25 protein-coding genes are annotated in these 25,720 nt (G+C 44.9%); 4 read left to right on the forward strand and 21 right to left on the reverse strand.

What is annotated here, in order from left to right; translation table 11 throughout:
• Positions 1 to 64: 64 nt before the first annotated feature.
• The 11 genes from efp to P157_RS14455 form a co-directional block, all read right to left on the reverse strand.
• The gene (gene efp / locus P157_RS0110060) at positions 65 to 622 is read right to left on the reverse strand and encodes an elongation factor P (protein WP_026760877.1); all 558 of its coding nucleotides are present in this window, start codon (positions 620 to 622) and stop codon (positions 65 to 67) included.
• Between the two features lie 126 nt (positions 623 to 748).
• Positions 749 to 2,365, reverse strand: a complete 1,617-nt coding sequence (locus tag P157_RS0110065) for a hypothetical protein (protein WP_155266739.1) — start codon at positions 2,363 to 2,365, stop codon at positions 749 to 751.
• 4 nt (positions 2,366 to 2,369) lie between these two features.
• Entirely contained in the window at positions 2,370 to 3,119 is a 750-nt protein-coding gene (locus P157_RS0110070; RefSeq protein ID WP_371262973.1) for an ABC transporter permease, read from the reverse strand.
• Entirely contained in the window at positions 3,119 to 3,877 is a 759-nt protein-coding gene (locus tag P157_RS0110075) for an ABC transporter ATP-binding protein (RefSeq protein ID WP_026760880.1), read from the reverse strand. Before P157_RS0110075 ends, P157_RS0110070 begins: the two co-directional genes overlap by 1 nt.
• Position 3,878: 1 nt before the next feature.
• Positions 3,879 to 4,793, reverse strand: a complete 915-nt coding sequence (locus tag P157_RS0110080; RefSeq protein ID WP_037368773.1) for a MetQ/NlpA family ABC transporter substrate-binding protein — start codon at positions 4,791 to 4,793, stop codon at positions 3,879 to 3,881.
• A 43-nt stretch (positions 4,794 to 4,836) separates the two neighbouring features.
• Positions 4,837 to 5,703 carry a hypothetical protein gene (locus P157_RS0110085; RefSeq protein ID WP_026760882.1) on the reverse strand — a complete coding sequence of 289 codons (867 nt, stop codon included), beginning with the start codon at positions 5,701 to 5,703 and terminating at the stop codon, positions 4,837 to 4,839.
• Positions 5,704 to 5,707: 4 nt separating this feature from the next.
• The gene (locus P157_RS0110090; RefSeq protein ID WP_026760883.1) at positions 5,708 to 6,109 is read right to left on the reverse strand and encodes a DUF3783 domain-containing protein; all 402 of its coding nucleotides are present in this window, start codon (positions 6,107 to 6,109) and stop codon (positions 5,708 to 5,710) included.
• Positions 6,110 to 6,111: 2 nt separating this feature from the next.
• A complete protein-coding gene (locus P157_RS0110095) occupies positions 6,112 to 6,915 on the reverse strand; it encodes an NYN domain-containing protein (protein WP_026760884.1) in 804 nt (267 codons plus the stop codon).
• Positions 6,916 to 6,984: 69 nt separating this feature from the next.
• The gene (gene mnmA, locus P157_RS0110100; protein ID WP_026760885.1) at positions 6,985 to 8,070 is read right to left on the reverse strand and encodes a tRNA 2-thiouridine(34) synthase MnmA; all 1,086 of its coding nucleotides are present in this window, start codon (positions 8,068 to 8,070) and stop codon (positions 6,985 to 6,987) included.
• 74 nt (positions 8,071 to 8,144) lie between these two features.
• Positions 8,145 to 8,471 carry a type II toxin-antitoxin system PemK/MazF family toxin gene (locus P157_RS0110105; RefSeq protein WP_051598594.1) on the reverse strand — a complete coding sequence of 109 codons (327 nt, stop codon included), beginning with the start codon at positions 8,469 to 8,471 and terminating at the stop codon, positions 8,145 to 8,147.
• Positions 8,458 to 8,682 carry a hypothetical protein gene (locus tag P157_RS14455; RefSeq protein ID WP_037368309.1) on the reverse strand — a complete coding sequence of 75 codons (225 nt, stop codon included), beginning with the start codon at positions 8,680 to 8,682 and terminating at the stop codon, positions 8,458 to 8,460. Before P157_RS14455 ends, P157_RS0110105 begins: the two co-directional genes overlap by 14 nt.
• Positions 8,683 to 8,895: 213 nt before the next feature.
• Between P157_RS14455 and P157_RS0110120 the strand changes: the two genes are divergently transcribed.
• The 4 genes from P157_RS0110120 (at position 8,896) to P157_RS0110135 (ending at position 13,410) form a co-directional block, all read left to right on the forward strand.
• A complete protein-coding gene (locus P157_RS0110120) occupies positions 8,896 to 10,134 on the forward strand; it encodes a nucleotidyltransferase (protein ID WP_026760887.1) in 1,239 nt (412 codons plus the stop codon).
• Positions 10,135 to 10,190: 56 nt separating this feature from the next.
• Entirely contained in the window at positions 10,191 to 10,499 is a 309-nt protein-coding gene (locus P157_RS15765) for a hypothetical protein (protein ID WP_026760888.1), read from the forward strand.
• A 49-nt stretch (positions 10,500 to 10,548) separates the two neighbouring features.
• Positions 10,549 to 11,952: a hypothetical protein gene (locus P157_RS0110130; protein ID WP_026760889.1), complete on the forward strand. Its 1,404-nt coding sequence runs from the start codon at positions 10,549 to 10,551 to the stop codon at positions 11,950 to 11,952.
• Positions 11,953 to 12,162: 210 nt separating this feature from the next.
• The gene (locus P157_RS0110135) at positions 12,163 to 13,410 is read left to right on the forward strand and encodes an IS256 family transposase (protein WP_026759260.1); all 1,248 of its coding nucleotides are present in this window, start codon (positions 12,163 to 12,165) and stop codon (positions 13,408 to 13,410) included.
• Between the two features lie 183 nt (positions 13,411 to 13,593).
• On the opposite strand, the gene P157_RS0110140 is transcribed toward P157_RS0110135, so the two are convergent.
• The 10 genes from P157_RS0110140 to P157_RS0110185 form a co-directional block, all read right to left on the reverse strand.
• Positions 13,594 to 14,949: a phosphomannomutase/phosphoglucomutase gene (locus P157_RS0110140; protein ID WP_026760890.1), complete on the reverse strand. Its 1,356-nt coding sequence runs from the start codon at positions 14,947 to 14,949 to the stop codon at positions 13,594 to 13,596.
• A gap of 24 nt (positions 14,950 to 14,973) precedes the next feature.
• On the reverse strand, positions 14,974 to 15,873 hold the full coding sequence (gene galU, locus P157_RS0110145; RefSeq protein WP_026760891.1) for a UTP--glucose-1-phosphate uridylyltransferase GalU: 900 nt from the start codon (positions 15,871 to 15,873) through the stop codon (positions 14,974 to 14,976).
• A gap of 105 nt (positions 15,874 to 15,978) precedes the next feature.
• Positions 15,979 to 16,911: a GDP-mannose 4,6-dehydratase gene (locus P157_RS0110150; RefSeq protein ID WP_026760892.1), complete on the reverse strand. Its 933-nt coding sequence runs from the start codon at positions 16,909 to 16,911 to the stop codon at positions 15,979 to 15,981.
• Positions 16,908 to 17,897, reverse strand: coding sequence for a GDP-mannose 4,6-dehydratase (gene gmd / locus P157_RS0110155; protein ID WP_026760893.1), 990 nt, complete (start codon positions 17,895 to 17,897; stop codon positions 16,908 to 16,910). The genes P157_RS0110150 and gmd overlap by 4 nt, the downstream gene beginning before the upstream one ends.
• A gap of 292 nt (positions 17,898 to 18,189) precedes the next feature.
• Complete coding sequence (locus tag P157_RS14960; RefSeq protein ID WP_051598595.1) at positions 18,190 to 20,508, reverse strand: glycosyltransferase; 2,319 nt, start codon at positions 20,506 to 20,508, stop codon at positions 18,190 to 18,192.
• Between the two features lie 17 nt (positions 20,509 to 20,525).
• Positions 20,526 to 21,521, reverse strand: a complete 996-nt coding sequence (locus P157_RS14965; protein ID WP_196243119.1) for an FkbM family methyltransferase — start codon at positions 21,519 to 21,521, stop codon at positions 20,526 to 20,528.
• A complete protein-coding gene (locus tag P157_RS0110170; RefSeq protein ID WP_037368311.1) occupies positions 21,496 to 22,761 on the reverse strand; it encodes an ABC transporter ATP-binding protein in 1,266 nt (421 codons plus the stop codon). Before P157_RS0110170 ends, P157_RS14965 begins: the two co-directional genes overlap by 26 nt.
• Positions 22,758 to 23,546, reverse strand: a complete 789-nt coding sequence (locus P157_RS0110175) for an ABC transporter permease (protein WP_026760895.1) — start codon at positions 23,544 to 23,546, stop codon at positions 22,758 to 22,760. Before P157_RS0110175 ends, P157_RS0110170 begins: the two co-directional genes overlap by 4 nt.
• A gap of 18 nt (positions 23,547 to 23,564) precedes the next feature.
• Positions 23,565 to 24,647, reverse strand: a complete 1,083-nt coding sequence (locus tag P157_RS14970; protein WP_051598597.1) for an acyltransferase family protein — start codon at positions 24,645 to 24,647, stop codon at positions 23,565 to 23,567.
• A complete protein-coding gene (locus tag P157_RS0110185; protein WP_026760896.1) occupies positions 24,634 to 25,719 on the reverse strand; it encodes a glycosyltransferase family 4 protein in 1,086 nt (361 codons plus the stop codon). Before P157_RS0110185 ends, P157_RS14970 begins: the two co-directional genes overlap by 14 nt.
• Position 25,720: the final 1 nt, after the last annotated feature.

Consider the following 25,720-nt stretch of genomic DNA (forward strand, 5'->3'; position numbering starts at 1 on the left):
CAAAGATAATAAAACTGCCGCACCATAAAATGATGCGGCAGTCACCGTACATCGGAAATTTAGCTTATGCGCGTTCGATGTAGTTGCCCGTACGGGTATCGATGCGCAGAACATCGCCTTCGTTGATGAAGAGCGGCACGCGAACTTCGTAGCCCGTTTCGAGCTTAGCCATCTTGGTTGCGCCCGTTGCCGTGTTGCCCTTAACGCTGGGTTCGCATTCCGTAACGGTGAGGTTAACGGAGTTCGGCAGGCTGATGCCGATGATGCGGCCCTTGAAAGTCTGGAGGTTTACTTCCATGTTTTCTTTCAGGTAGTTCAGAGCATCACCAAGCGTTTCGGTGTTGAGTTCGCTCTGTTCATAGGTTTCCGTATCCATGAACGTGTACATGCCATCAGCTTCATAGAGGTACTGCATGGTGCGGGTCTCAAGGTGAGCAGCCGGCATCTTTTCATTCGGGTTGAACGTACGTTCAACAACAGCACCAGTCTCTACGTTCTTGATTTTCGTGCGCACGAAAGCAGCGCCCTTACCCGGCTTTACATGCTGGAAATCCACAATCTGCCAAACGTTGCCATCGATTTCAATGGTCAAACCCGTGCGAAAATCAGTACTATTAATCATTAACTTACGCCCTCCAATAATGTTTGAATGCTTTTCTAAGCGGTTCAATTTCAAAATAACGTAACTAGTATAGCACAAGTGGGCGGCACTATTCAAGGGTATTTTGCGCCGCAACCGACAGGATTCTCAATAAATCATCAAATGAATCTGCGCGGCAAAATCAGCCAGTGTCAGGCCAAAGACCTTGCTAAAGGCCTGCCTGCCGTCACCGGACTGACGAGTGGCCGTCTGCCAGGCGTAGAGACTTGCCCAGCCGTAGCGGTTAACGAGTTCTGCCGCGGCATACTCGCAGAGGCGGCTGACCTGGTCATTGCCGTACTGGTTCATAGCCGTCTGCAGTTCCTCAGGGGTCTGCAGTTTGTCCACAGCAGGCAGCGGCGCATTCTGCCGCAGTTCCTTGCGCCAGGCCTTTTGGTAGGCAGGCAAAGTGCCTTGCCCATCATCCACGAGCCGGCCAACGCCGGCTACATAACTGCCTCCGCGCAAGAGCCAGGCCATACCACTGCTATCGTTGCCCAACTGCTGCATCATAAAGAGGCGGCTCATCATGGTACCACTGACAAAAATGGCCTGCCGTTTGTCCTCGACCCGGGCCAGATTTACAAACACGGTGCTGTTGTTTTCCGCCCAGACACTGCCATCTGCCGTCTTTTTGGCTTCTTCCCGGCTGACATGGCAATATTCCTCCATGGCCGCAGCAAAATCCTCGGGGCTCGTTACCAGCACCAGCTGATAGTGGCCGTGCAAATCCTGCCCCCAGTTTCTTTTGAGCCACTGGCGCGAAAGATTGACCTGCTGCAGGAACTGGCGGGCAACTGCTTCATTGGCCCCCGGGCGGATAACCGTGTCCACCTCGGCCGGTGCCGTAAGCTCCTTCTGCCACCACTGGGAAAACTCCTGCAAAAATGCAGGCAGCTCCACGCCAAAGGTCTGGGCAAAGACCTGCTCGGCCTCGCCCCTTTCCATGCCCTTGTAATAGGCCACAATCTTCTGCTCCGGCTGGCTGCCGCCATACTGCTTCAGCAGATACATGGTCATGACATCCGCCAGGGTATAATGCTTGGCCTGGGTGGTCATCATGTCGAGCCGTTCCGCTTCCGTGGTGTGCTGCAACTGGCCCACGCTGGCCACATTTCTGGCATTCTGCAGCGTAAAGCGGGCATCCCGGTACCATTTGTCCACCGAGCGTCCGCCCAGCTTTTCACAGAGAAGCGCACCGGCGTAATCGGCAGTGCCCTCCTCCAGCCAGAACAGGGAATTTTCATAGCCGCTGCGGCCGTCGCTGAGCTCATACTGCAGCTGATGAAAAAGCTCATGGGCCGTGGTGCTGATGCACTCACTGCTGTCCCCGAGCTTTTTCCGAGTCCCGTCAATGGCCACCATGGCCTTGCGCCCCGAGGACTGGCCATTGGTATACTGGGCCTTCTGGGGAGCATTTTTCTCCTCCATGCCGAGCCGTTTGGTTAAGAGTTCCTGATATTGGGCGGTATCAGCCCCCACCCAGATTTGCGTAGGACGCTGCAACTTAACCTGAAACATTTCCTCCATGAACTGAGGAAAAGCCTCTGCCGTCCGCTGTACATCCTCCAGAACCCGCCCATCCGTCCGGCCTAAGTTGTTCACCGTTACAACGGCTAGTCCGCCGTCGGTCTGGGCAAAGGTGTCGCGACAGAACTTTGCCCCATAAAGCAGGCCAAATACCGCGGCACACAGGACCAAAAATAATGCAAACTTTTTCATCATAACCTCATTTCATCTGCCAACGGCAAAGCCGCCCTTCCATGAGGTCGAGCAGGCCAAAGAGCAGCAGCCCGATAAGGCTCAGAATCACAATGCCCGTGTACATCTCCAGATAATTCACCCGCAGCCAGGCATCCATGATAAAATAGCCCATGCCATACTGGGTGCCAAAAGTCTCCGTGAAGAACAGCACCGACACCGCCGTAGCCATGGCCACTCGGATGGCGGTGATGAAATTGGGCAGGGTGGCCGGCACCAAAATATAACGGAATACCTGCCGGAATCTGGCGCCCAGCGAATAGAGCGGATAATAAGTCTCCGCCGGAATGGCGCGAATGCCATCCCGCAGGGCCACCACAATCTGAAACACCACGATGAGGAAAATCATGATGATTTTGGACATTTCCCCAATGCCGGCTAGAAGCATTAAAATCGGCAGCAGGGCAATCTTGGGCACAGGATAGGTCAGATAGACCAGCGGTGCCAGATAGCGGTCCACCTTGGCAAAATACCCCATGAGAATCCCCAGCGGATAACCCACGGCCACCGCCAGCATTATGCCTGCCATGATGCGCCACAGGCTATAGGCCGCATGAATGGCAATCTTATCAGCAAAGATTTCGCCGAGCCGTTCAAAGACCAGCCAGGGTTCGGGAATAATGGGCAGCTGTACCAACGAGGCCGCCAGCTGCCATGCGAGCAGCAGGAACACCATCCCCAAAAGGTAGGCCCGCAATACGACTTTACTCTTTTTCATCATAGCGTCCGCGCCCCCATGGCCTTGATTTTTTCCTTCAGTTCCTGACTCTTCGCGAAAAATTCCGTGGTGGTCTTCCACTGGCGGCTGCCCTGCCAGCGGTTTTCCATGACTTCCGCCACGGTGCCAGGGCTGCCAGACATCAGCACAATCTGCTGGCCCAGATACAGGGCTTCTTCCACGTAATGGGTCACCAACATGGTGGTAATACCTGCTTCCTCCCACAAATCGCGGAACACATCCTGCATTTCCTCGCGGGTGATGGCATCCAGCGCCGAAAAAGGCTCGTCCATTAGCAAAATATCCGGTTCCAGCAAAAACACGCGGGCAAGGCTCACCCGCTGCTGCTGGCCACCGCTTAGTTCCTGCGGATAACGGTTGAGTAAATCCGTCAATCCCAATTTTTGGCACAGAGCTTCCATCTTAGCCGCCTTCTCCTCGCTCCAGCCGTCCTTGATACGGCAGGCCAGACGGATGTTTTCCGCCACCGTCTGCCAGGGCAGCAAGCCGTAGTTCTGGGGCATAAAGCCAATACGCAGGTTCTTGGGACTCACTTCCCCACCGTTAATGCGCACCGTGCCTGTATAATCCTTGATAAGCCCCGCCACCACTTTCAGCAAGGTGGATTTGCCGCAGCCGGAAGGGCCTATAACGGCACAAACCGTTCCTTGCGGAACGGTAAGGCTGACATTTTGCAATGCGTTATGTTCTTGTTTCTGCCGCTGATAAGCAACAGCTAAATCTTCAATGGCAATCATATCACTTGTTCAAAACATCCACGACAAAATCGGCATAGGTGTAATTCTTCTTGATGAGTTCCTTGCTCTTCAGCCACTTCACGCAGTCCACCACATCACTCTCCTTGGGCAGGGTTGCATGATGGTACTCAGGAAGCTTCAAAGCCTCCTTGGCCGTCGGCGGGAAACCGCCTTTTTCCACAATCAGGTCAATGTACTCATCCCGCGGCGTGTTATTGAGATAATCCACGGCTTTGTTATAAGCGCGGTACATAGCGGCAATTTCTGCGCGTCTGTCGTTCGTGGTCTTGGCCGTAAACATGATGACGCCAGGATTGATGCCCAATTCATCCGAACCCGTTACAAAGGTGCAGCCATTGTGCACGGCAATGCCGGCCATCGGTTCCGGCAGCGTAGCAGCCGCGAGCTTGCCATTCTGCAGCATTTCCAAACGAGTGGGAATCTGCGGGATAATCACTTTGTTAATGCTGTCTTCCGGCAGATTCTCCTTGGCGAGAATCTGGTCGGTCACATACTCGATGATGGTATTGCGGGAAACCGCTACATCCTGACCTTTGAGGTCAGCTACGGATTTAGCCCCGGACTGCTTGCTTGCAATCAGCTTATAGCTGCCATCGGTGAAGGACGTCACCTTCACATTGAAACCGCCGTCTTTGGCAAAGGCCACAGCCAGCATATCGGAAATGGCACCGTCCAGATTGCCGCTCTGGAGCGCCGAATCACGGTCCATAGCACTCTTGTACTGCTGAATGTTGACCTCCAAACCTTCTTCCTTAAAGTAGCCCTTTTCCTGCGCGATGATAAACGGCAGGGAATCCGTATCCGGCATCAGGCCGATGGTCAAGGGCTGCAAGTCCTTCTTGGCCTCCTGCTGACCGCCGCAGCCCGCCAGCAATCCGACTAACAACATGGTCATAATCAGTAATGCGTATTTCTTCAACTTTTCCTGCTCCCTTTCATTATTTTGTGAACCACTGGGACAGGAAATCTGCCCCGGTCTTGGCATAGTAAACCGCTTTATCAATAACATCCTTGTTTTCCGCATAGGCGCTTTCGGCCTTGGCCTTTATCCGGCTGGCCTCCTGCTGCATCTCCGACACGGTATCGAGCTTGGCATCCACATCATCGAGCATGCTCTGGGCTTCGGCAATGGATTGCTTGAGCTTGGCCACATCACTGTCCGCCTGCGCAGAAACCTTCTCGTTTTGCTGCAGCTGGTCCTGACGCTTGGCCTCCTTGCCCGTAACCTTGTCCACGAGCTTGCCCAGGGCCGAATCCGGCGCCTGGCTCGTTATAGCCTCATTGCGGCCCTTGGCGCGGCTGGATTTCTCCTCCAGTTCTCTTTCCCGGGCCTGCAGTTCCTGCTTCTGCCGTTCCAATTCCTGACGGCGGGCCTTTAAGTCCGCCTCCTGGTCAGCCAGCTTCTTCTCCTTGGCCTGCATCTGCTGACGCTCCATCTGCTGCTGGTTCTGTTTAGCTTCCGAATGGTCCTGGCTGTAACCGGCCAGCATAAAGCCGCCAAGCAGCGCCACTGCAAAGCAGGCAGTCAGCAGCAAGCCCTTCTTTTTCCCCGCCGTAAAAAAGCCCTTGTTCGCGGGCTTTTCCCTTTTCGGGGGAATATTCTCCGGCGGCAGTTCCCGCACGCCGCGGAAATTGTCGCTCTCTCCTGCCGTCTGCTTAGGGAAAGCAGACTGAATGCCGCCTGCCTCCTCATCATGAATCGCTGGCAAAGGCTGGGTATCAAATTTCCTGTCCCTTGCCGCCCCCTGACTCTGGCCATCCACGGGCCGCATCAGCTGGGTTTTATCCATATCTTCTGGTTTCATAAAGTCAAACCGTCTCTTTCTCCTGTTCAATCATAGCCCCGTGTTCTCTCTGCATGGTTTCACACAACCGTCTGAGGGTCCACAGGGTATTAAAGGGTGTCACCACCGCCTTGAAGCGGATATGGGGCACACCGGCTTCCTTCAGAGCCAGCAGTACCTCATCCAACCGCTTGTTGCGGATATTTTGCAGCACCATAACCTCATGGGGGAATACAAAATCATCCTCTTCCTTGACCTTGGCGGGCTGGAAGCCCTTGGCCCCCAAGAGATAGCCCACCTTCTCGCGCCAGTTCTCCGGCTGCAGAATTTTGGTTGCGATGCCCATTTTATGGAGGGTCTTGCAGGCTAATGCCAATTTTTCTTCGTCACGAAATTGATAGAATAATACCTGTTCCTGCCGTTTCATCTTCAATCCTCCACCCAGCGGGCCATGCCCCGCATCAGCAAATAGGTCACCAGTTCGTCCATAGACACGCCCTCAGCCGTCTGCCGTTCCTCTAGGGACTGGCGCAGCGTGCGGGGCAGGTTCACCGTCAATGTGCCCTCGGACAAGTTCGCCACAGGGCTCTGGTTTTTCGCAGGTTTGGCGGCTTTAGCAGACTTGACAGGCTTTGCTTCCTTATCCGTCTTGGCAACTTTGGCAGTTTTAGTGGTTTTCGCGGGCTTTGCGGCCTTGCCTTCCTTCACGGCAGCTTTGGCCGTTTTCTCCTGCTTGGCCTCGCTTTCCTTCGCCGCTGCGGCCTTGGTCTTGCGAACGGTCTTTTTCTCCTTTTCCTCCGGCGGATAGACAAAGAACTCATCATAGGCATTGCGCAGGGTTTCGCTGGCCTGCTTAGTGCCCACGCCGATGATATAGGAAGGCGTATCGGAGTTCAGATACTCGGCAATCCGCACAAAATCCGAATCCGTGGTGATGATGAAGAACCGCCGCACCCCCTCATCATAGAGGAGCTTGGCCGAATCGTAAATGGCCGAATCCAAAGAGTTCTTCCCCTGATAGGTACGGCTTATCTGCCGGAAGGTAAAGCCCGGCCGCCGCATGAGTTTTTCCCAGCGCTTCTGTTCCGGGCGGGCCTCCCAATCGGACACCACAATGGTGCGGCAGGGCTGGTACCGCCGCGCCTTTCCCAACGTATAATTTAACATTTCAAAGGGGGCATTCTCAATATCATAGAGAATGGCCACCACTTCATTACTGGAATCTAAGGTCATAAAATCCTTCCTTCAACTGATACTATACACAAGTTGTATAATTCGACCCGCGAAAGAAAAATCCTGCTTTTAATGTATCGCCTCTTCAATCATAGCGCCGCCCACCAGCACATCATCCTGATAGAACACCACGAACTGGCCGGGAGTTACCGCCCGCTGCGGCTCAGCAAATTCCACCCGGAGCAGACCATCTTCCTGCATGGAAAGTTTAGCCATTGCCTCACGCTTGCCGTAGCGAATCTTGGCACCAAACTCCATGCCGTCCTCGACGCCATCAATGGCAATCCAGTTGGCGTCACTTGCCAAAAGGCCCTTGGCAAAGACCGTCTGATTGCCGCCCACGACCACTTCATTGCGCTGCATATCGAGCTTGTGCACATAGAGCGGTTCCGGTGCTGCAATGCCCAGCCCCTTGCGCTGGCCGATGGTATAAAGCGGCACGCCGTTATGCCTGCCCAACACTTTTCCTTCATCATTGACAATATTGCCCTTGCGCAGGCACTTGGGCCGATGTTTTTTCAAGAACGCCTTGTAATCATCATGGGGGACAAAGCAAATTTCCTGACTCTCTGCTTTATGCGCCACCGGCAAATCCATCTTCTCCGCCAGTTCCCGCACATGCTCCTTGGTCATATCGCCCAAGGGCAGCAGGATATGCTGCAGCGATTCCTGCGGCAAACGGTGCAAGGCATAGGACTGGTCTTTATACTCGTCAAGGCCCTTCTTCACCACATAACGGCCGTTATCGAGCTGGCCAATGCGGGCGTAATGCCCCGTTGCCAAAAAGTCGGCTCCGAGTTCCTGCGCTTTTTTAAGCAGCAGGCCAAACTTCATAGACGGATTGCACATCACGCAGGGATTCGGCGTGCGCCCTTTGGCATATTCACTCAGGAAATAGTCAATGACATTTTCCTGAAACTCCTTACGAAAATCCACCGTATGATGTTCAATGCCCAAGGCGGCTGCCACCTTCTTGGCGTCCCGCACACTGTCCGGCTCCTCACCAGCCGCCACATTTACCGTCTCACTGCGGCCTTCCTCCGTCAGCAGCATGGTAATGCCCAGCACCTGATAGCCCTGTTCCAAAAGCAACGCCGCCGTCAGGGAGCTGTCCACGCCGCCGCTCATGGCCACGGCTACTGTCTTTTTATCCAAATATCATACACCTCTTAATTTCATATCTAACTACTGTGTTTTTCTACCATAAAAAAGCACCCTGTTAAGAGTGCTTAGATTATAGCTCTGTCGTGCATTGCCTGCACAAACATATCTGTTGCTTTATCCCAATCTTGTTCTGATACTCTCCCTAAATACTCAACGAAGTTGTCCAGTGGCAAGTATTTCACATGGGCTGGTCTTATGGTTGATTCGTGGTCGATAGGGATATCCTTCCAATCCATCAGGATAAAATCATACTTATCCCTTGGTTGAGCAGAAGTTATCTTCATGGACAACACACTTACCCGTTCATTTTCCTTATCTACCTTCAAGACCAACACAGGCCGTATCTTACTATTTTTCGGGGATTCGTCAAAAGGAAATTCAGCAGACCACACTTGTCCTGGTCTCATTAGCTGTAATGCTATGCTTTCGCTCAGAGTTCTTCTCTCCTCTCAACTCTTTCTCCCATACATCGTCATTGTACCAATCGTCATCCTTCGATATCGTAGCTAGGCCAGCTGCATTGTATTTTGTATTGGCTTTAGCAAAGGATACGATTTTGTCTCTGTTTGCTTCAAAGAAAGCATCAAAGTCTTTCATCTTCATCCACTCCTCCAATACATACCCAACCATAATACCATTTTTGATAAAGCAAATCAATAAATGTGTATATTATTATACTACATTATCGACAAAAAATCCTGCTTTCTTAAATATTTTTGCCCCCAAAACCAATCCAATAGGTTGCCAACATTGGTTTTCAAATTCACGATTAAGTATTATAATTTAGAAAATACCCCTTTATTTTCGGAGGACTTAATGGAAGTTACAGGCATCATTGCGGAGTACAATCCCTTTCACAACGGACATCTATACCAAATCAATAAAATTAAGGAGCAGGGTGTTTCCCTGATTATCGTCGTCATAAGCGGCAGCTTTACCCAGCGCGGGGAGGCTGCAATTTTCGACAAATGGCAGCGGGCGAAATGCGCCGTGGAAAGCGGCTGTGATATCGTACTCGAACTGCCCTTTGCCTTCGCCTGCCGCAGCGCTCAGGACTTTGCCCGCGGCGGCGTGGAACTTTTAAGCCGATTAGGTATCGTCACGCAACTGGCCTTCGGCGCCGAAACGGATGACCTGCCCCTGCTCACCAGCCTGGCCGCGCAGCTTGACAGTCCGGACTTTCAAAGCCAGCTCCACGAAAACATCGCCAGCGGCCTTTCCTATGCCCAGGCTCTTACAAAAGTTTTAGCCACGGATGACGATACGCATGAAATTCTGCACCAGCCCAACAATATCTTAGCCATCGAGTACCTGCGCAGCCTGCAAAAGCTAAACACTCCCATAAAACCTCTGCTGATTCCTCGCCATGGAGCAGGCTATCACGATAAAAACCTGCAGGGCAATTTTGCCAGTGCCACTGCCATTCGGCAGGTGCTGTATTCAGCCGATAATACCGCTGATTTAGCCGCCGTACTGCCTCCGGCCACCTATGAATTGACTTGTCAAATTTTGACATGTCAGAATTTGACAAGTCAACTCCCCGATATGAACCGGCTGTTCCTCCCCCTGCAGGCCAAACTTTTGACCAGTCAAATCGCGGATTTACAGAAAATCCACGGCGTCAATGAGGGACTGGAAAACCGCATATTTGACCTGTCAAAAACCGCCGAAAACTGGCAGGCACTCATTCAGGCCGTCACCACTAAGCGTTACCCCGCCAGCCGCATTGCCCGCACCCTGCTCTACCTCCTGCTTGATATCGACAAGGAAGCCATCGCCCAATTTGACCAGTCAGGTCCCCTCTACGCCCGCTTGCTGGCCGCGAGCCCCGCGGGGAAAAGGTGCTTAAAGGACATCAAAGCCCATAGCACCATCCCGCTGATTACCAAAACCAGCCAATATCTGACCACCCATAAAAGGCGCGAAGCTCTAAAAAGCCTCACGCCCTTGGAACAAATGCTGCGGCTGGACACCATTGCCACAGAACTGCGCAGCCTGACCTGCGAAATTCCTGCGCCACGCAATGACTTCCAGCAATCGCCGATTTTCATATAACCCAGCAAATATGTTATAATAGTAAGTAGAAAAACGACTAAGCAAAGGGGTAGATTATGGAACCAATCACGAATGTAGAGAAACTTATCTACCAACTAAAATCCGAACAGACAGCCAAATATAAAAACGGCATCTATCACTACACGCAAACCAGTCTAGCTTATAACAGCAACCGCATCGAAGGCAGTAGACTCAGTCATGAACACACCATTAACCTCTTCATCATCGACAACGACCACAAGCAATTCTACTACCGCGGCTTAAGAGAATTCTACCGTGATCCTGGTTACCTCACCGACACTTGCCTATCAGCACAGGATAAATACACAGCCTATTGCCGGCATCTCGTAAAAGGATATCTATAACCTAAAACAAAAATTCTTACGCAATTTTTTTACAAAGGGAGCTTATCCAATGAATATTGATAATATTTTAGGCTTCATCATTGAGGACCAAAAAGAAATTCCCTTTTCATATAAAGATGGAATTTTGACGCTTTTTCATAGCAACATTGCATCGTGGAAAAAAGAAAAACACAAATGTTTTTTAAACTGGAAAAATTTTAACTACGATACGTGGATAGGTGAAAAAATATTTGAAGGTATCTGTCAAGACGATAATAAAGTTCGTTTTTGTGTATCAGAAGATGCAAGTACAGATAACGGATATTACTCTTACTCAGTAAAATATGTATTAAAATATAGCGGAATGAACCATAATCAAATCAGACAGATAGAACTAACCGGAAAAGAAATTAACTATTTTTTAGAAGTAGGCTATTTTAACAAATTTTTACATAACGAAAACAGTGTGAGTGCAACTATAGATTTTACTGGCTTACATGACTTATGCAGTTATCAATGGAAAAATGTCGATATAAAGGCTTCCTATTATTTGTCTTGTGAATTAAGACATAAAAGTCTGACCCCATTAAAAGAGCAAGCAAGATTGTTGATTGAGTTCTCTACTCCACAGGATGAAATATTCACACTGCATGTATGTCATCATTTTTTGAATTTATTTCAATATCTGTCATATCGACGCGATATTGAGCTTTTTGATGCGAAAATACGAGGCGGAATAGAAAACACGAACGACTCAACAGGCTACGGTATACTACACGAAGTGAATTTATCCGAAAACTTTGCCAACGAGGCAAACAAAGAACAAGAACGTATTATAAAATTCGAAGAAATAAAAAAAGGGATAAGCAAATTAATATCAGCAATTGCAGAAGAAAGAGTATACTTAGAACATATTGTTCCATCCCTACGCGCTAGATCTACATATAAAATAGATAGAATCATTTTAAACTTTGCCGCATTCGAAAGAGAATTTCATGATATTTACGGCGTAGATTATGGTCGCTCAGAAAAGTATATAACAACAAAAAACGAAGCAATTCAACTACTCAAAAACGAAGCTAATAAACATTCCGGTGACAAAAAGAAATACTATAAAAGTTTTGCTACAACGATAACGAAAACAGACAATTCATATGAACAACGTTTAGAACATGCATTAAAAGACTGTCGCGAAGAAATGAAAATTAGTATAGCAAACACTTATAGAAACGAAATTGAAACAAAAATTGCAGATTTTCCTAGGCGAATGAATGCCTTAAGGAATGACAGTGTTCACGCAAACTCTAATTGGCAAATTGAGCCAATTAACATCAATGATTTTTCTGTTTTAGAAGATTTAATTTATGCTATTAGGTTAAAGAATGTAGGCATTGACACACGTTCAATACAAAAATGTCTTGCCAGTTTAAGAGGATACAATCTTCCAGACGCCTTAACAATTAACAAAAAGTAACAACCAGTAATCCATTAATCACTAAAAACATGAGAGTATAAAAATAAGTTTGTAAGTTCGGACCGCTTTTCTTATGGGAAAAACTTACAAACTTATCTGAGAGTGTAAAATTAAGTGTGTAAGTTACCGGTAACAAAACTTACGCACTTTCTTTTTATCCGAAAGTGCGGTACAGTATCATCATAATGACAGAAACGGAGTACAGCACTTATGGCAAGACGAAAAAACAGAGGCAATGAAAAAGGACAGGCTATCGCCAAACTTATCATGGAGCAATATCAACCCCAGAATAAGGAGGAAATGCAGGATGCTATAAAAGATGTATTTGGCCCCATGCTGGAAGCTATGTTGCAGGGAGAAATGGATAACCACCTGGGCTATACATCTAACGACCACGGCAGCAAGGATACAGACAATCGCCGCAATGGCTATATCGACAAGACCGTTCGAAGCAGTTTTGGTGAAATTCCCGTCAGCGTTCCTCGCGACAGGGATGGTTCCTTTGAGCCGCAGGCTATTCCTAAACGGTCAAAGGATATTACGGGTATTGAGGATAAAGTCTTGTCCATGTATGGACGTGGTATGAGCCAGCGTGATATATCCTCGACCATTGAAGACATTTATGGCTTCAGCCTGTCAGCGGAAAGTATCTCAAACATCACCGACCGTGTGCTAGAGGAAGCTGAAGTCTGGCAGAATCGGCCCCTCAAGCCCTTTTATCCCTTTATATTTGTAGACTGTCTTTACGTCCCTATACGGCAGGAGTACGAGACGAAAAACTGTGCCATCTACGTAATTCTCGGCTATGATTTGGATGGTATCAAGGATATCCTAGGCTTATGGATTAGCGACACCGAAGGCAAGCATAACTGGATGCAGATTTTTGACGAAATTAAGACACGCGGTGTTGAAGACGTGGCTTTCATCAGCATGGACGGTGTTTCCGGGCTGGAAGAAGGGGCCAAAGCAATTTTTCCACAGGTGGTGGTACAACGCTGCATTGTGCACCTTATCCGCAATTCCATTAAGTACATACCCTCCAAGGATTACAAAGGATTTACAGCCCAGCTTAAGAAGATTTATGGTGCTGTTAATCTCAAAGCGGCTATTGCCGAATTTGACCGATTTAAGGACGCTTGGAAACATTATCCTGGAGCAGTAGCCGTATGGGAGAGAAACTGGATACATGTGGAACAGCTTTTCAATTATGGTAGTGCCGTACGCCGTGTGATGTATACTACCAACGCCATTGAGAGCGTTAATTCCAGCTTTCGCAAAGTAACGAGAAAAGGGGCCTTTCCTCATGAAAATGCTGTTCGCAAGATTCTTTATCTGCGAATTCTGGAGCTATACAAAAAATGGCAGGGGCATCCCATTATGCGGTGGTCTATGGTACGGAACCAACTAGCTATTGATGGAAAAATTCAGGAAAGAATGCTAAAGTACGAGCAATTTTAAGCTTTTTCCCATAGAAAAGGCGGCCCTTTCGGACCGCTTTTCTTATGGCAAAAAAACTTACACACTTATCTTGACAAACTCACTTATCTTGACAATTATTTTTGTCAAATAAGCATATTCCTCAAAAGAGCCTAGTCAACTTATCAAAAGCTGACTAGGCTCTTTTTCTATTTCTGCCCCGGCTTATTCACGAATTTTTCGCAGCAGCTCATCCGTCTTCTGCTGCATCAATGCCTCATCCTGTCTTGTCTCCACATTCAAGCGAATGACCGGCTCCGTATTGGACTTACGCAGGTTAAATCGCCAGTTATCAAATTCGACAGAAAGACCATCAACTCTGGTCACTTTACCCTGGGGGCCATATTCTGCCTCAATGCGCGCCAGCACCTCATCTGCATCCTTGACCTTGCTGTTAATTTCCCCGGAACAAGGATACATCTCCATACGTTCCTGCATCAGCTCTGACAATTGCTTGCCCTCGTCCTGAGAAAGCAGCTCCAGCACCAGCAACCAGGGAATCATACCGCTGTCACAGTAGGAGAAATCCCGGAAATAATGATGAGCACTCATCTCACCACCATAAATAGCATTCTCAGCCCGCATCTTCTCCTTGATAAAGGCATGGCCACTCTTGGAAATCACAGGCACGCCGCCATTTGCAGTAACAATCTCCTCCGTATTCCAAGTAAGCCGCGGGTCGTAAATGATCTTCTCCCCGGCATTCTTCTGCAAGAAAGCCTTTGCCAGAAAACCTACCATATAATAACCTTCGATGAAGTTCCCTTGCTCGTCAAACATAAAGCAACGGTCAAAGTCACCGTCCCAAGCTACACCGGCGTCAGCACCAGATTCCCGAACAGCCTTGGCCGTAGCCTCCCGATTATCCGGCAGCAGTGGGTTTGGTACACCATTTGGGAAGCTGCCATCCGGCTGATGGTACACTTTCACCAATTCAAAAGGCAGGTACTTCTCCATCACATCGAGAATTGGCCCTGCTGCGCCATTACCAGCATTGACAACAACCTTCAATGGCTTTAATTTTGACATGTCAACATAGGACAATATATGCTTCACATACTCCTCTGTAATGTCAAATTTCTCCACCTTGCCAGCCGTTTCTGCCATAGCCGGAAGTTCACCACCTGCTACCTGAGCTTCCAATTCCCTCAGCCCCGTATCACCGGAGATAGGCTTTGCCTCCTGCCGTACAAACTTCATACCGTTGTACTCTTTCGGATTATGGCTGGCCGTAATCATAATACCGCCATCTAACTTCAAATGAGCCGTAGCAAAATAAATCATCTCCGTACCGCACTGACCGATGTCAATGACATCGCAGCCCGATTCCGTCAAGCCACGAGTCAAAGCCTTCTGCAGTCCTGGTCCCGAAAGACGGATATCATGACCAACCACAACCTTATGCGCCTTAAACAAAACCGGAAAGAACTTACCAATCCGATACGCCAGTTCCTCATTTACTTCTTCCGGCACAATACCGCGTATATCATACGCACCAAAGGCATTTACACAACAACTCAAATTATCCACCTCTTACGTTTATTACTATATCTTATCCAGACGACCGTTTCCCTTGATTACTTCCTTTAAATACTCCATGAAATTAGGGCCAATATCAGACCGACGAAGAGCATATTCTACTGTAGCTTGCAGAAAGCCCAATTTATTCCCCACATCATATCTTTTTCCTTCAAATGCAAATGCATATACATCTTTATGTTTTGCCAGTTCAAACAATGCATCTGTAAGTTGAATCTCATTTCCTATTCCCGGCTTCGTTTGCTCCAATATCTCAAAAATATCTGGCTCAATAATATAACGCCCCAATACAGCCATACGACTTGGCGCGTCCTCAGGCTCAGGTTTTTCAATCATATTACGAACTTTCAATAAACCAGTATCCCCTACCGGATTTCCTGCCACAATTCCATATGATGATACCTTATCTTCAGGCACTATCTGACATCCTAGTACTGTACCTTCATATCGTTCATATATGTCAATTAATTGACGTAGTGCCGACCGTTCTGGATTATATACAACATCATCTCCAAGCAACACCGCAAAAGGCTCATTTCCTATGAACGATTTAGCACAAAGGATAGCATCCCCCAAGCCCAGCATTTTTTTCTGGCGGATATAATGAATATTGATATCCGCAGTTTCCCGTACAAGCTGCAACAAATCATTCTTATGTTTTCTCTCCAGCTCCATTTCCAAAGCTGGAGAAGAATCAAAATGGTCTTCGATTGCGCGTTTAGAATGACCTGTAATCAAAAGTATTTCTTCTACACCGCTTTCCAATGCTTCTTCAACGATATACTGAATCGTTGGTTTGTCCACAATTGGCAGCATTTCCTTTGGTGTTGCTTTCGTAGCTGGCAAAAAGCGTGTACCATACCCCGCCGCAGGAATAACAGCTTTTCGAACCTTCTTTATCTCCAATTATCAAATCTCCCTCATAAGATTATATTCCTAAAACATTCGATACTATACCCCAATCCTTCATCCAATTTGATATTCAATGTCCATTTCATAAGATATATGTACTTAAACTCTATATCCTTCCAATGTTTTCTCAAGCATATTTGACATCATCATCATCGGCTTCCAATTTGTTATCTTCACTAATTTATCATTGTTCCCAGTGAAACAATGTACTTCCGCTATCCGGAAATTACTCTCATCTTTTACTACTTCAATATCTTTTGAAGATAGTTCCTTTAGCATCTCCAACATTTCACCAATAGCCACCGATTTCCCTGAGCAGACATTAAACACGCCTTCTATCGTATCATTCTCAATCAACTTCACATAAGCTTCTACCACATCAGTGACATACGTAAAATCACGGCTAGCTGACAGGTCACCTACTTTCAGGACAGGGGCCTGTTCTCCACGCTCTATGGCAACTATCTGGCTAACAAAGTCACTAATTGCAAATCCCATAGCTTGCCCAGGACCAAAATGATTAAATGATCTTGTACAAATTACTTTTAATCCATATTTCTTCCCTAATTGCAATGCCATTTGTTCAGCGCAATATTTACTGATGGAATATGGATTCTGTGGTTGACAGGGCATATCCTCGGTCAAGGGAACTCCGTTTTTCGCAGTTAGACCGTATTCGTCACTAGATCCTACTACTAGAAGTTTAGCATTTGGTGTAGCTGCTACCATGGCTTTTACCAGCTTTATCGTGCCACAGATATTTACCTCGGCGGTTGTGTCAGGAATTTCCCAAGATTTAGGCACATTGCTGATAGCAGCTAAATGGATTACTGCATCGGGCTGCTCTTTTTGTAGTGCCTTTGTCATACTACCTTCATCAAGGATATTTACTGCATAGACGGGTACATTCTTGGCGACAAGTTTTTCCTCGCCACCAAGGCCTAATGCTACGGGTTCATGGCCGTGCTCTCGCAGGCAGTCAATAAGATAACTGCCCACGAAACCACCAGCACCAGTGATTAAAACCTTCATGCCTTCACCTTCAATTCATCCTGTACACGCTTAAGGTCAGCATCTACCATCATATGGATAAGCTCTTCCAAGCTGGTCTTGGCCGTCCAGCCGAGTTTTTCCTGAGCTTTTTTCGGGTCGCCAAGGAGCAGGTCAACTTCTGCCGGGCGATAGAATTTCGGATCGATAACCACATATTTCTCATAGTCAAGACCTACATGTTCGAAAGCAATTTTGCACATATCACGCACTGTGGTCGTGCGTCCAGTTGCGACAACGTAGGTATCCGGCTGTTCCTGCTGAAGCATCCGCCACATAGCTTCTACATAGTCACCGGCATAGCCCCAGTCACGCTTAGCGTCAATATTGCCCAAGTGCAAATCGTCTTGAACGCCCAATTTGATACGCGCCACAGCATCCGTAACTTTGCGCGTTACGAACTCAATGCCACGGAGCGGCGATTCGTGATTAAAGAGAATGCCACAACAAGCAAAGATATCGAAACTTTCACGATAATTTATGGTCATCCAGTGAGCAAACAGCTTTGATACGCCATATGGGCTGCGCGGATGGAACGGCGTTTTCTCCGACTGCAACGGATATTCCGGCATACCGCCGAACATTTCCGAAGTAGATGCCTGATAGAACTTAATCTTCGGATTTACAATACGGATAGCTTCAAGGCAGTTCAAAGCCCCCACGCCGGTGCTCTGTGCCGTCAGCTGCGGCTGACTCCATGAAGTACCAACGAAGCTCTGCGCCCCAAGGTTGTAGAATTCATCCGGCTGAGCAATGTTCAGTGCGCGAATAATCGAGGTCACATCTGTAAGGTCTCCTTCGATAAGTTCGACCTTATCATCAACACCAAGATATTTAAGGCGCCAATCGGTTTTTGTTGCACGGCGAGCCAACAAGCCATAAACCTTATATCCCTTACCCAAAAGCAATTTGGCAAGATATCCCCCATCTTGACCAGTAATTCCCGTAATCAATGCATTTTTCTTCATAACTATACACCATCTTTCTACGAAAGGCAGCTATTCAATCACCAAACTGCTCTTCCGCAATGATTTCAAACTTTTTCTCAAAATTTACATTAAAAAGTAATACTCGCTAATCAAATAATAATGCACAACTGTGTGCATCTAGTAAACATTGAATTCAAGGATCAATATACTAGCAAACAATCACAAAGTTATATTAATTTTTTATATCCCATGTAGTAAATTTGATAAATATATATGACATCTTCATCCCTTGATATATCTTTTGAAGATATTTATATATACACTTGCGTATTTATCTGTATCTGATTGCATTCACATTTTTCTTTACATAATCATACCTAGTCCCCTTAGATGCAAAAATGAGTGCCTTCGGCAAAACCAGCACCATACGCATAGTCTTTACAAAGCCATATTCTTTGATATATTCCAGCAATAAGTAACGCTTATTCCATATTGCCTTACGAGTATTCCGTCCTAAAACCACTCCACTTCCCTGACTATTTACTACAGGCATTCTATTGATCAAAATCTCATAAAAAGGTGTCTTCCTAGCTACACGCCAAAAATCAGCAGCATATTCCTCACCCAAACATTTTATTGGCAAAGTTCCCCCTGCATAATGTATAATAAAGGGATTCTTTACAGCACGGCAATAATCCAAATCCTGTTTCATTAGATGCATTAGTTCTTGTGATCTAAGCACAAATACATCCCACTGTGGAGACAAAAATTTAACCTTCCCTACTGAAATTTTATTTAAGACATCTTGATCTTCCCACATCCATCTACGAGATACTGCTATTTCCAAAAGTTTTTCCGAGGTATAATCAACCGTAAGCTTTTTAATATTAATTAATAACACCCCTGCGTTGAAATAGTCCTTTGGATTGGAAACTTTTACATTCTCTAATAAGTGTTTTTTTACACTTTCCCTAAACATCCACACAACATTGATATGACTATCTCGAATCGCACCAAACATGTAACCTTTAATATCTTCTGCATAAAGCTTAGCAATATTTTCTTTCACTACCGTATCACAATCAAGATAGATTAGTTTTTCATAAGCACCAAAAAGTTTTGGAATCAGCAATCGCATAAAAGTACCACGTGACAACTGCTCATTTGTGAAACTAAAATTCCATTTATCCAACCGATCAGCCACATCACAAAAACGTAGAGAAAAGTTATCCATACTAGACACCATACCAAGCAACTGCATTTTATTTACCTTGCTGATATGATCTGAAAGCACAATAATATCATAATTACACTCTTTTTCAGATGTATCCAATATGGATTGCAAGCAAACACCAACTAAAGGAGCATAGTTATTATCACTAGCCAGAACCACTACTGCATCACATCTATCAAAAGCTGGCCTAATATCTCGTCTACAAATTGTTTTATCATATACGGAATCTAATTCTACTCTATCTTCTATTTTTCTCTGAAAGTCGATTTTATCCACTAGCATAAGAGTATTTTTTACAACTTTCTCCCATGAGTAATTATCTCTCACATAGTCTGGACCATATTGGCAACAATACTGATAAGCCCTGTTTCCACTCATAGAATCCTCCAAAGCTTGAGCAAATTCTTCATAAGAAGCATAAGCATAACCTGAACGACTCCTAACTACATGACCTTTCAATACCGGGCAAGCACTACTCACCAAAATTGGAGTATTAACCGATAATGCTTCAAGTGCAACTATAGACAAACTCTCAAATCTAGATGCTGTGGACAGAAAAAGCGCCCCCCTCATTAGTTTCATCTTTTCAACTTCATCCACAAATCCTCTGTAATCAATATCTTCTCTTTTCGGTAATACCATATCCTTTTTCCCAATTAGAACAAGTTTTAAATCAGATGGATGTTGCGTCTTGTATTTTATAAAAAAAGATACCAACTCATCACAACTCTTTGAAGCATTTATCCTTCCAGCATACAGTATATAAGGCTGTGTTACATCAACAGACTTGGGCAGGAAATCATTGCACTCAATGCCAAAAGCTCCTACAAAGCCTGGTTTCTCCCTTATGAAAGGAAATCTTTCTTCTAAAAGATTCTTTTCCTCTTCAGTGTTAAAAATATAGCCCTTTGCAGCTAAAAATGTATACTGATAAAATGGCAATTTCAATGCCTTCTCATCATGTGCGGTAGGCATAAAAATAGCATTAGGCAAACCAAGTATACATAAAGCACTAGTGTAATATAAATAAGTCATAAAAATGATTGCATCATACTCTGCATAATGCATATGTAGATAATCAAATAAATCGGGGGCGTATGGTCCCTGTGACATTACCCAATGTACCTCTTCTTCCATAAGATGTTCCTCACATCTTATATATCTATCAAGTTCATCATATGGCCCCCAGTCACGTTTTTGCACTACAGGAAACCTAATTACATCTATCCCTTCTACCTTCTGCGTACCCTCCGGATAATAATTTTCCCAAGTATTATCATCTATTGCACAAGTTGTTAACACCCTTACATCACAAAAACTCATCAATCTATGTGCCAATAAAAAGCAGAGCATTTCCGAACCACTAGCAATCTCACTGCCAAAGCGATGATTTACCAATGCAATTTTTTTTCGCATACTTACACTCCTTGCATTCAATCAATAAAATCCCTGCCAATATACAAATCTGGACATTCATAATCATTAGGCATATCCAACGGGTGTGGCAAATCGCCCTTATACTCATCAAACTTATAACATTCTTTATTCAAATAAGTTACTTCCAACACATCTGGTAAGAATCGTTTGCCAGCCATGACCCCAGTGCAATAATTATTTGCGTGAAGATGCACAACTTGATGTGTCTCATTTAGCTTAGTCAAACTTTTCAAGATAAGATCTACAAATCTAGGATCGTTTAAATTGTGCATTTCAATTACAATTTGGCGAAACTTCTTCAACACTCCTATATCACAAACAGCAAGAGCTTCCCATTCAAAACTTTCAATATCTATCTTGAGTATCATATCCTTTTTTTCTACATGTTTATTTTCTACAAGTATTTCCGCCAAAGTCATAGTGGGAAATGGAAGAGTACTATCAATCCCTGCTAGTCCTACTTTGAAGAAATGAAATTTATCACTAATCATCGGCAGTTTTTCAATTGTAGGATCATACATGTAGATATCAAATCCCCGACTGACCATATCTTTATCCCAAGAAACATCATCATTTATACCAAAGCTATAGGCAATCCCGCTATTTCCAAAATCATTTAGCATGACATAGCCACCATCATACTCGCGTCCTATTCTGCAAAAATCATAATTTCCTTGCACTTTTTTCAATGTCAGCATCGAAAAAACTTTTTTCTGATGTCTTTCCATGCATTTATCTTTATTATATAAATTGATAGAAAGTCTCCTTAGATCCTTTTCTATTTTCTCCCCCTTGTTTCTTATAAGAAACAATTCCTCTTTGATATAATCCTGTTCGCACTGTATATCTTTTATAAAATTATGCATATTAATATGCATAGACTCCGCTTCTTCAATTTTCTTACATATTCCTTGCAGCATCTGCCTATGCTCTACTAAATCGCTTTTTATATTCCCTAGTAATCCTTCAATATTTCTTAATAAAAACATCATTATCATTCCTTTCTATAGAAAGAACTGTTTTCATATAAACAACTCCTGCAAATTTGTATTTATCTTGATTTACCACCTTGAAAACATATGCTAAATCTTGCCACTCATAACAAGCTTCAAGATGATCCTCACCACTGTGCAGTGCAACACTTAAACTGTATGTTTCTTCTCCAAGATTCAGATCACATGAAAACTCGAAAATAATTTTCTCGCCAGCCTGCAAATCTTTAAGTTCTTGCTTCATCAATGAACTATTTATTCCGAAAACAGATTCGCCTAATCGATTTTTTATCATAATCCCACAATTCATATTGGCCAAATCTGTCTCTGCAATTGCTTCTACTCTGATGTTAATATGCTCCCCTACTCTGAATACCGAAGCCTCATTTCTACGATCATTAAGAATTTTGACACTTTCAATCCTGGCTTTATGATTACCAAATGATGTTTTAATGTGTTCGTTATCTATTTTTTCTTGTTCAATATTCTCTGCAGATGCATCTCCTGCCAGCATTGCATTATAATACTCTATAACATCACTTGGACTCCCTTTTTTTAGCACAGAACCATGATCCAATAAAACAGCAGTCTTGCATACTGCATTTATAGCTGCAATATCATGGGAAACCAGCAATAAAGTCGTCCCTTGAGCACAAAAGTCTTTAATCCGCCCAAAACTTTTATGTTGAAAATATGTATCACCTACAGACAACGCCTCATCAACAATCAGGATGTCAGGACGCTTCATGGTAGCAACAGCGAAAGCCAATCTTACCTGCATACCACTTGAGTAGGTTCTGACTGGTGCATCGATGGCATTGCCAATCTCAGCAAATGCCTCTACCTGTTCCATACATTCATTTATCTCATCAATGGTATAGCCCAACAGTTGCCCTGACATATAGACATTCTGTCTGCCGGTGAAGTCAGGATGGAACCCTAAGCCCAGTTCCAGTAGCGCGGACACCCTGCCGTTGAAGTGAACACTGCCTGTTGTGGGTACTGTGGTACCTGTGATTATTTTCAGCAGTGTAGATTTCCCCGCGCCGTTCATGCCTATAATGCCTACGGCCTCACCAGGAGCCACTTCGATATTTACATCTTTCAGCACCCATTTTTCTTCATGCCGTTTTCTGGAGAAGGGAATGAGCCACTCCTTCAGGCGGTCATTACGGGAAGCATACATTTTGTAGCACTTGCCCACATGCTGGATGCTGATGCTGTTATTCTCTTTACTCATAATTCGTCCACCAGCTCTCCTACGTGTCTTTGATACATTTTCAGCGACCATATGCATAACAGCAAACCAAGCAGTAATACGCCTGCCAAAGCTATATAATCAACATGCTGACCATATACGAAGATATCCTGATATCCCTTCACAATGTGATACATGGGATTGAAGCCCAACAGCCATCTTAAAGATTCAGGAATGATGGTCGCAGGATAAACCACTGGGGTAAACCAAAACCAAAATTGCGTAATTACCCCCAGCATCTGTCCCACATCACGGAAAAACACGTTGAGCACCGCCAGTCCCAGTCCCAGACCTACAGTAAAAACAGACTGAACCGCAAGTACTAAAATTACTTCCGGGATATGCAGATAAGGGAATCCCCCAATAATAATCAGGAACAGGCAAAAAAGAATAAAGCCGATAATGAAATTGGAAAACGACGACAGCACGGTAATTGTCGGCAAGCATACCCGTGGAAAAGAAACCTTTTTCATCAGATTCGCGTTCTTGAAGAAGACATTGACAATATTCATCAAAGTTTCATTGAAGAGGTTCCACGTGAGTACACCTGCGCACAAGTAAATACTGTAGGCGAACGGAGTCCCTTCCATACCATGCAGCTTGCTTTTCATCACCTGCGAAAAGATAACCGTATAGACAAGTATCATGGCTAGTGGCTGAAAGACCGACCACAGTATGCCCAGCACTGAACCCGTATACCTCTCCTGAAATTCACGTTTTACACAACTGTATATAAATTGCCGATAATGCCAAATATTTTCTAACATACAAAACTCCCATTGAACTTAATGTTTACCTAGCATTGCCTCTCTAATTCGATATCTTATTCTTGTTTCGTATCTATAAGATATACTTCCAGCCGCAATTACCAAGACAACATACACTAAAAACCACAACTTAGTTGCAGCATTGAATGTAAATACTCCCATCTCACCACCTGTAAAAAGTAACAACTGAACAGGAAAATGCCATAAATATATGGAATAGGAAATATCTCCCAAATAAACAAAAGGTCTAAAAGATGCTATTTTTTTCAAAAAACCTATATTAAGGACTGCCATAATCAAACAGGGGAAAAACAATACTACATATACATCTGCGTATTTAGCCCCCAAAAACTTATGTCCAAATATCATCGCTACAATAGCTGTCAATAATGTGCTATTTAGGATAATGTATAAATAACGTTTATCCCCCCCCCGTAAACCATAATTAATTTTATAAGTAAAGCAGCCGATAAAGAATGCCAATAAAACCCTTGCTACTTCTTGATTAAACAGCGGAAGATGTGCCTGTGTTTTTTGTAGAAACAAACCTACTAAAATCATTGAATAAAACAATACGTATTTCTTTTTAGGATAAAAATACAAAATATTAAAGAATATGATATACGCAATAAATTCTTCAGAAATTGACCAGGATGGTGCATTAAAAGAAAAACCATTTTCAAACCATCCGAAATGAAGAAAAGCTAGATTTAACAACAAATGATAGATATCATTATATGGATAAACAAAAAATTCAAATCCTAAAAATTTACGTCCCCACTGTATTATTGCAACAACAAAAGTCGTAACTATAAATACAGGATATAATCTGCTCAACCTCAATACTAAAAAGATCTTTATGTCTATAGCTCTGGAAACTATTTTTTCTCCATACACATAGGAAAAAACGAAGCCAGACAACACAAAGAAGAAATCTACTCCTAGCCAACCATAGTGATAAAACCAATAAGCGTATTTCTCAAACGGGTATACTTCAGGCTTAAAATGCTGATAATGCCAAAATATCGCTACACCAATAGCTGCTATTCCTCGCAGCGTATCTAGTGGCTCTAATCGCTTAACAGGATTACTCCCCAACATTTACCTCCTCCATTCTTTCCATTATTTTCTTTGCTGTGTTATCCCAGCTGTATTTACGGCATTGTTCCTGCCCTTTTGCGATAAATACCTCCTTAATGGCCTCGTCTGTCGTTACTTTTATCATTGCCTCAGTGATTTCTGCCGTATTATATGGATTTACATATAGCGCGGCATCTCCCATCACTTCCGGAAGTGATGCGGCATCGGAGGCAATAACGGGTGTTCCGTAAGACATCGCCTCCAATGGTGGCAGGCCAAAGCCCTCATAGAGCGATGGGAAGATAAACGCTGTGGCATTTTTATACAGCCCTGCTAATGTTTCATCATCTACAAAGCCGGTGAATACGCAATTGTCTTTAAGCTCTTGTGCCGTCAATATTTCCCCGAGATTATTTATGCCTGTCAGGAATCCGTCTGCCTGTCCTACTATCAGCAGCTTTAGGGGTGTATCTGTCTGTTTTCTATAAGCAGTATAGGCCTCCAGCAACCGGACAATATTTTTATGTGGCTTGACATTGCCTACACAGAGCAGATAGGGATAGTCCGTTTTAAACTGCTTAGGAGTATCTATTTTGGTTATGCCGTTGTATATCACATCTATAGCTGCCTTGGGGTTGACGAATTTCTCTATTTCCCTGCGGCTGAAGTCAGACACTGTTATGATTTGGTCATAGCGGCTTCCCACTGCTTTCAACATGACCTTGGCATAAAGCCGTTTTAAAGCGCTAAATTCGTCCGTTAAAGCCAGATGACAGACATCATGAATCGTGACCATCTTTTTTCTGGCCTTTAACGGCAACAACGGTGCATCATAGTGCATAGCCCAAAACAGGTCACATTCTGGAATAATCCTTGGCAGTTCCAGCTGTGCCTGCAGGCTGTACATCTTCGCAACGGAGTAGACCAGTTCAGCCCTGCCCTGACATTTTTTTTGAAATTCTGCGTTGGGATTTACCGGCATAATCAAGGTGAATTTATGCTCTTTATAGTCCAGTAATCTTGAAACTATCTCCCTTATGCACCGGCCAATCCCTGAGCAGCTTTCGTAGCGGCAGTCTATTGTGATATGCAAG

It is taken from the genome of Selenomonas ruminantium AC2024 (assembly GCF_000687995.1).
GTDB lineage: Bacteria > Bacillota > Negativicutes > Selenomonadales > Selenomonadaceae > Selenomonas_A > Selenomonas_A ruminantium_B.

What these genes read in the sequence shown, in the direction of transcription:
- P157_RS0110085 (WP_026760882.1), bottom strand. Translation starts at nt 5,703, where the DNA reads ATGAAACCAGAAGATATGGATAAAACCCAGCTGATGCGGCCCGTGGAT.
- P157_RS0110075 (WP_026760880.1), bottom strand. Translation starts at nt 3,877, where the DNA reads ATGATTGCCATTGAAGATTTAGCTGTTGCTTATCAGCGGCAGAAACAA.
- efp (WP_026760877.1), bottom strand. Translation starts at nt 622, where the DNA reads ATGATTAATAGTACTGATTTTCGCACGGGTTTGACCATTGAAATCGAT.
- P157_RS14970 (WP_051598597.1), bottom strand. Translation starts at nt 24,647, where the DNA reads ATGTTGGGGAGTAATCCTGTTAAGCGATTAGAGCCACTAGATACGCTG.
- P157_RS14455 (WP_037368309.1), bottom strand. Translation starts at nt 8,682, where the DNA reads ATGAAGATGAAAGACTTTGATGCTTTCTTTGAAGCAAACAGAGACAAA.
- P157_RS14960 (WP_051598595.1), bottom strand. Translation starts at nt 20,508, where the DNA reads ATGCGAAAAAAAATTGCATTGGTAAATCATCGCTTTGGCAGTGAGATT.
- P157_RS0110065 (WP_155266739.1), bottom strand. Translation starts at nt 2,365, where the DNA reads ATGATGAAAAAGTTTGCATTATTTTTGGTCCTGTGTGCCGCGGTATTT.
- P157_RS0110070 (WP_371262973.1), bottom strand. Translation starts at nt 3,119, where the DNA reads ATGAAAAAGAGTAAAGTCGTATTGCGGGCCTACCTTTTGGGGATGGTG.
- P157_RS0110135 (WP_026759260.1), top strand. Translation starts at nt 12,163, where the DNA reads ATGGCAAGACGAAAAAACAGAGGCAATGAAAAAGGACAGGCTATCGCC.
- P157_RS0110130 (WP_026760889.1), top strand. Translation starts at nt 10,549, where the DNA reads ATGAATATTGATAATATTTTAGGCTTCATCATTGAGGACCAAAAAGAA.
- P157_RS0110120 (WP_026760887.1), top strand. Translation starts at nt 8,896, where the DNA reads ATGGAAGTTACAGGCATCATTGCGGAGTACAATCCCTTTCACAACGGA.
- P157_RS14965 (WP_196243119.1), bottom strand. Translation starts at nt 21,521, where the DNA reads ATGATGTTTTTATTAAGAAATATTGAAGGATTACTAGGGAATATAAAA.
- P157_RS0110080 (WP_037368773.1), bottom strand. Translation starts at nt 4,793, where the DNA reads ATGACCATGTTGTTAGTCGGATTGCTGGCGGGCTGCGGCGGTCAGCAG.
- P157_RS15765 (WP_026760888.1), top strand. Translation starts at nt 10,191, where the DNA reads ATGGAACCAATCACGAATGTAGAGAAACTTATCTACCAACTAAAATCC.
- P157_RS0110150 (WP_026760892.1), bottom strand. Translation starts at nt 16,911, where the DNA reads ATGAAGGTTTTAATCACTGGTGCTGGTGGTTTCGTGGGCAGTTATCTT.
- P157_RS0110175 (WP_026760895.1), bottom strand. Translation starts at nt 23,546, where the DNA reads ATGTTAGAAAATATTTGGCATTATCGGCAATTTATATACAGTTGTGTA.
- P157_RS0110090 (WP_026760883.1), bottom strand. Translation starts at nt 6,109, where the DNA reads ATGAAACGGCAGGAACAGGTATTATTCTATCAATTTCGTGACGAAGAA.
- P157_RS0110095 (WP_026760884.1), bottom strand. Translation starts at nt 6,915, where the DNA reads ATGACCTTAGATTCCAGTAATGAAGTGGTGGCCATTCTCTATGATATT.
- gmd (WP_026760893.1), bottom strand. Translation starts at nt 17,897, where the DNA reads ATGAAGAAAAATGCATTGATTACGGGAATTACTGGTCAAGATGGGGGA.
- P157_RS0110170 (WP_037368311.1), bottom strand. Translation starts at nt 22,761, where the DNA reads ATGAGTAAAGAGAATAACAGCATCAGCATCCAGCATGTGGGCAAGTGC.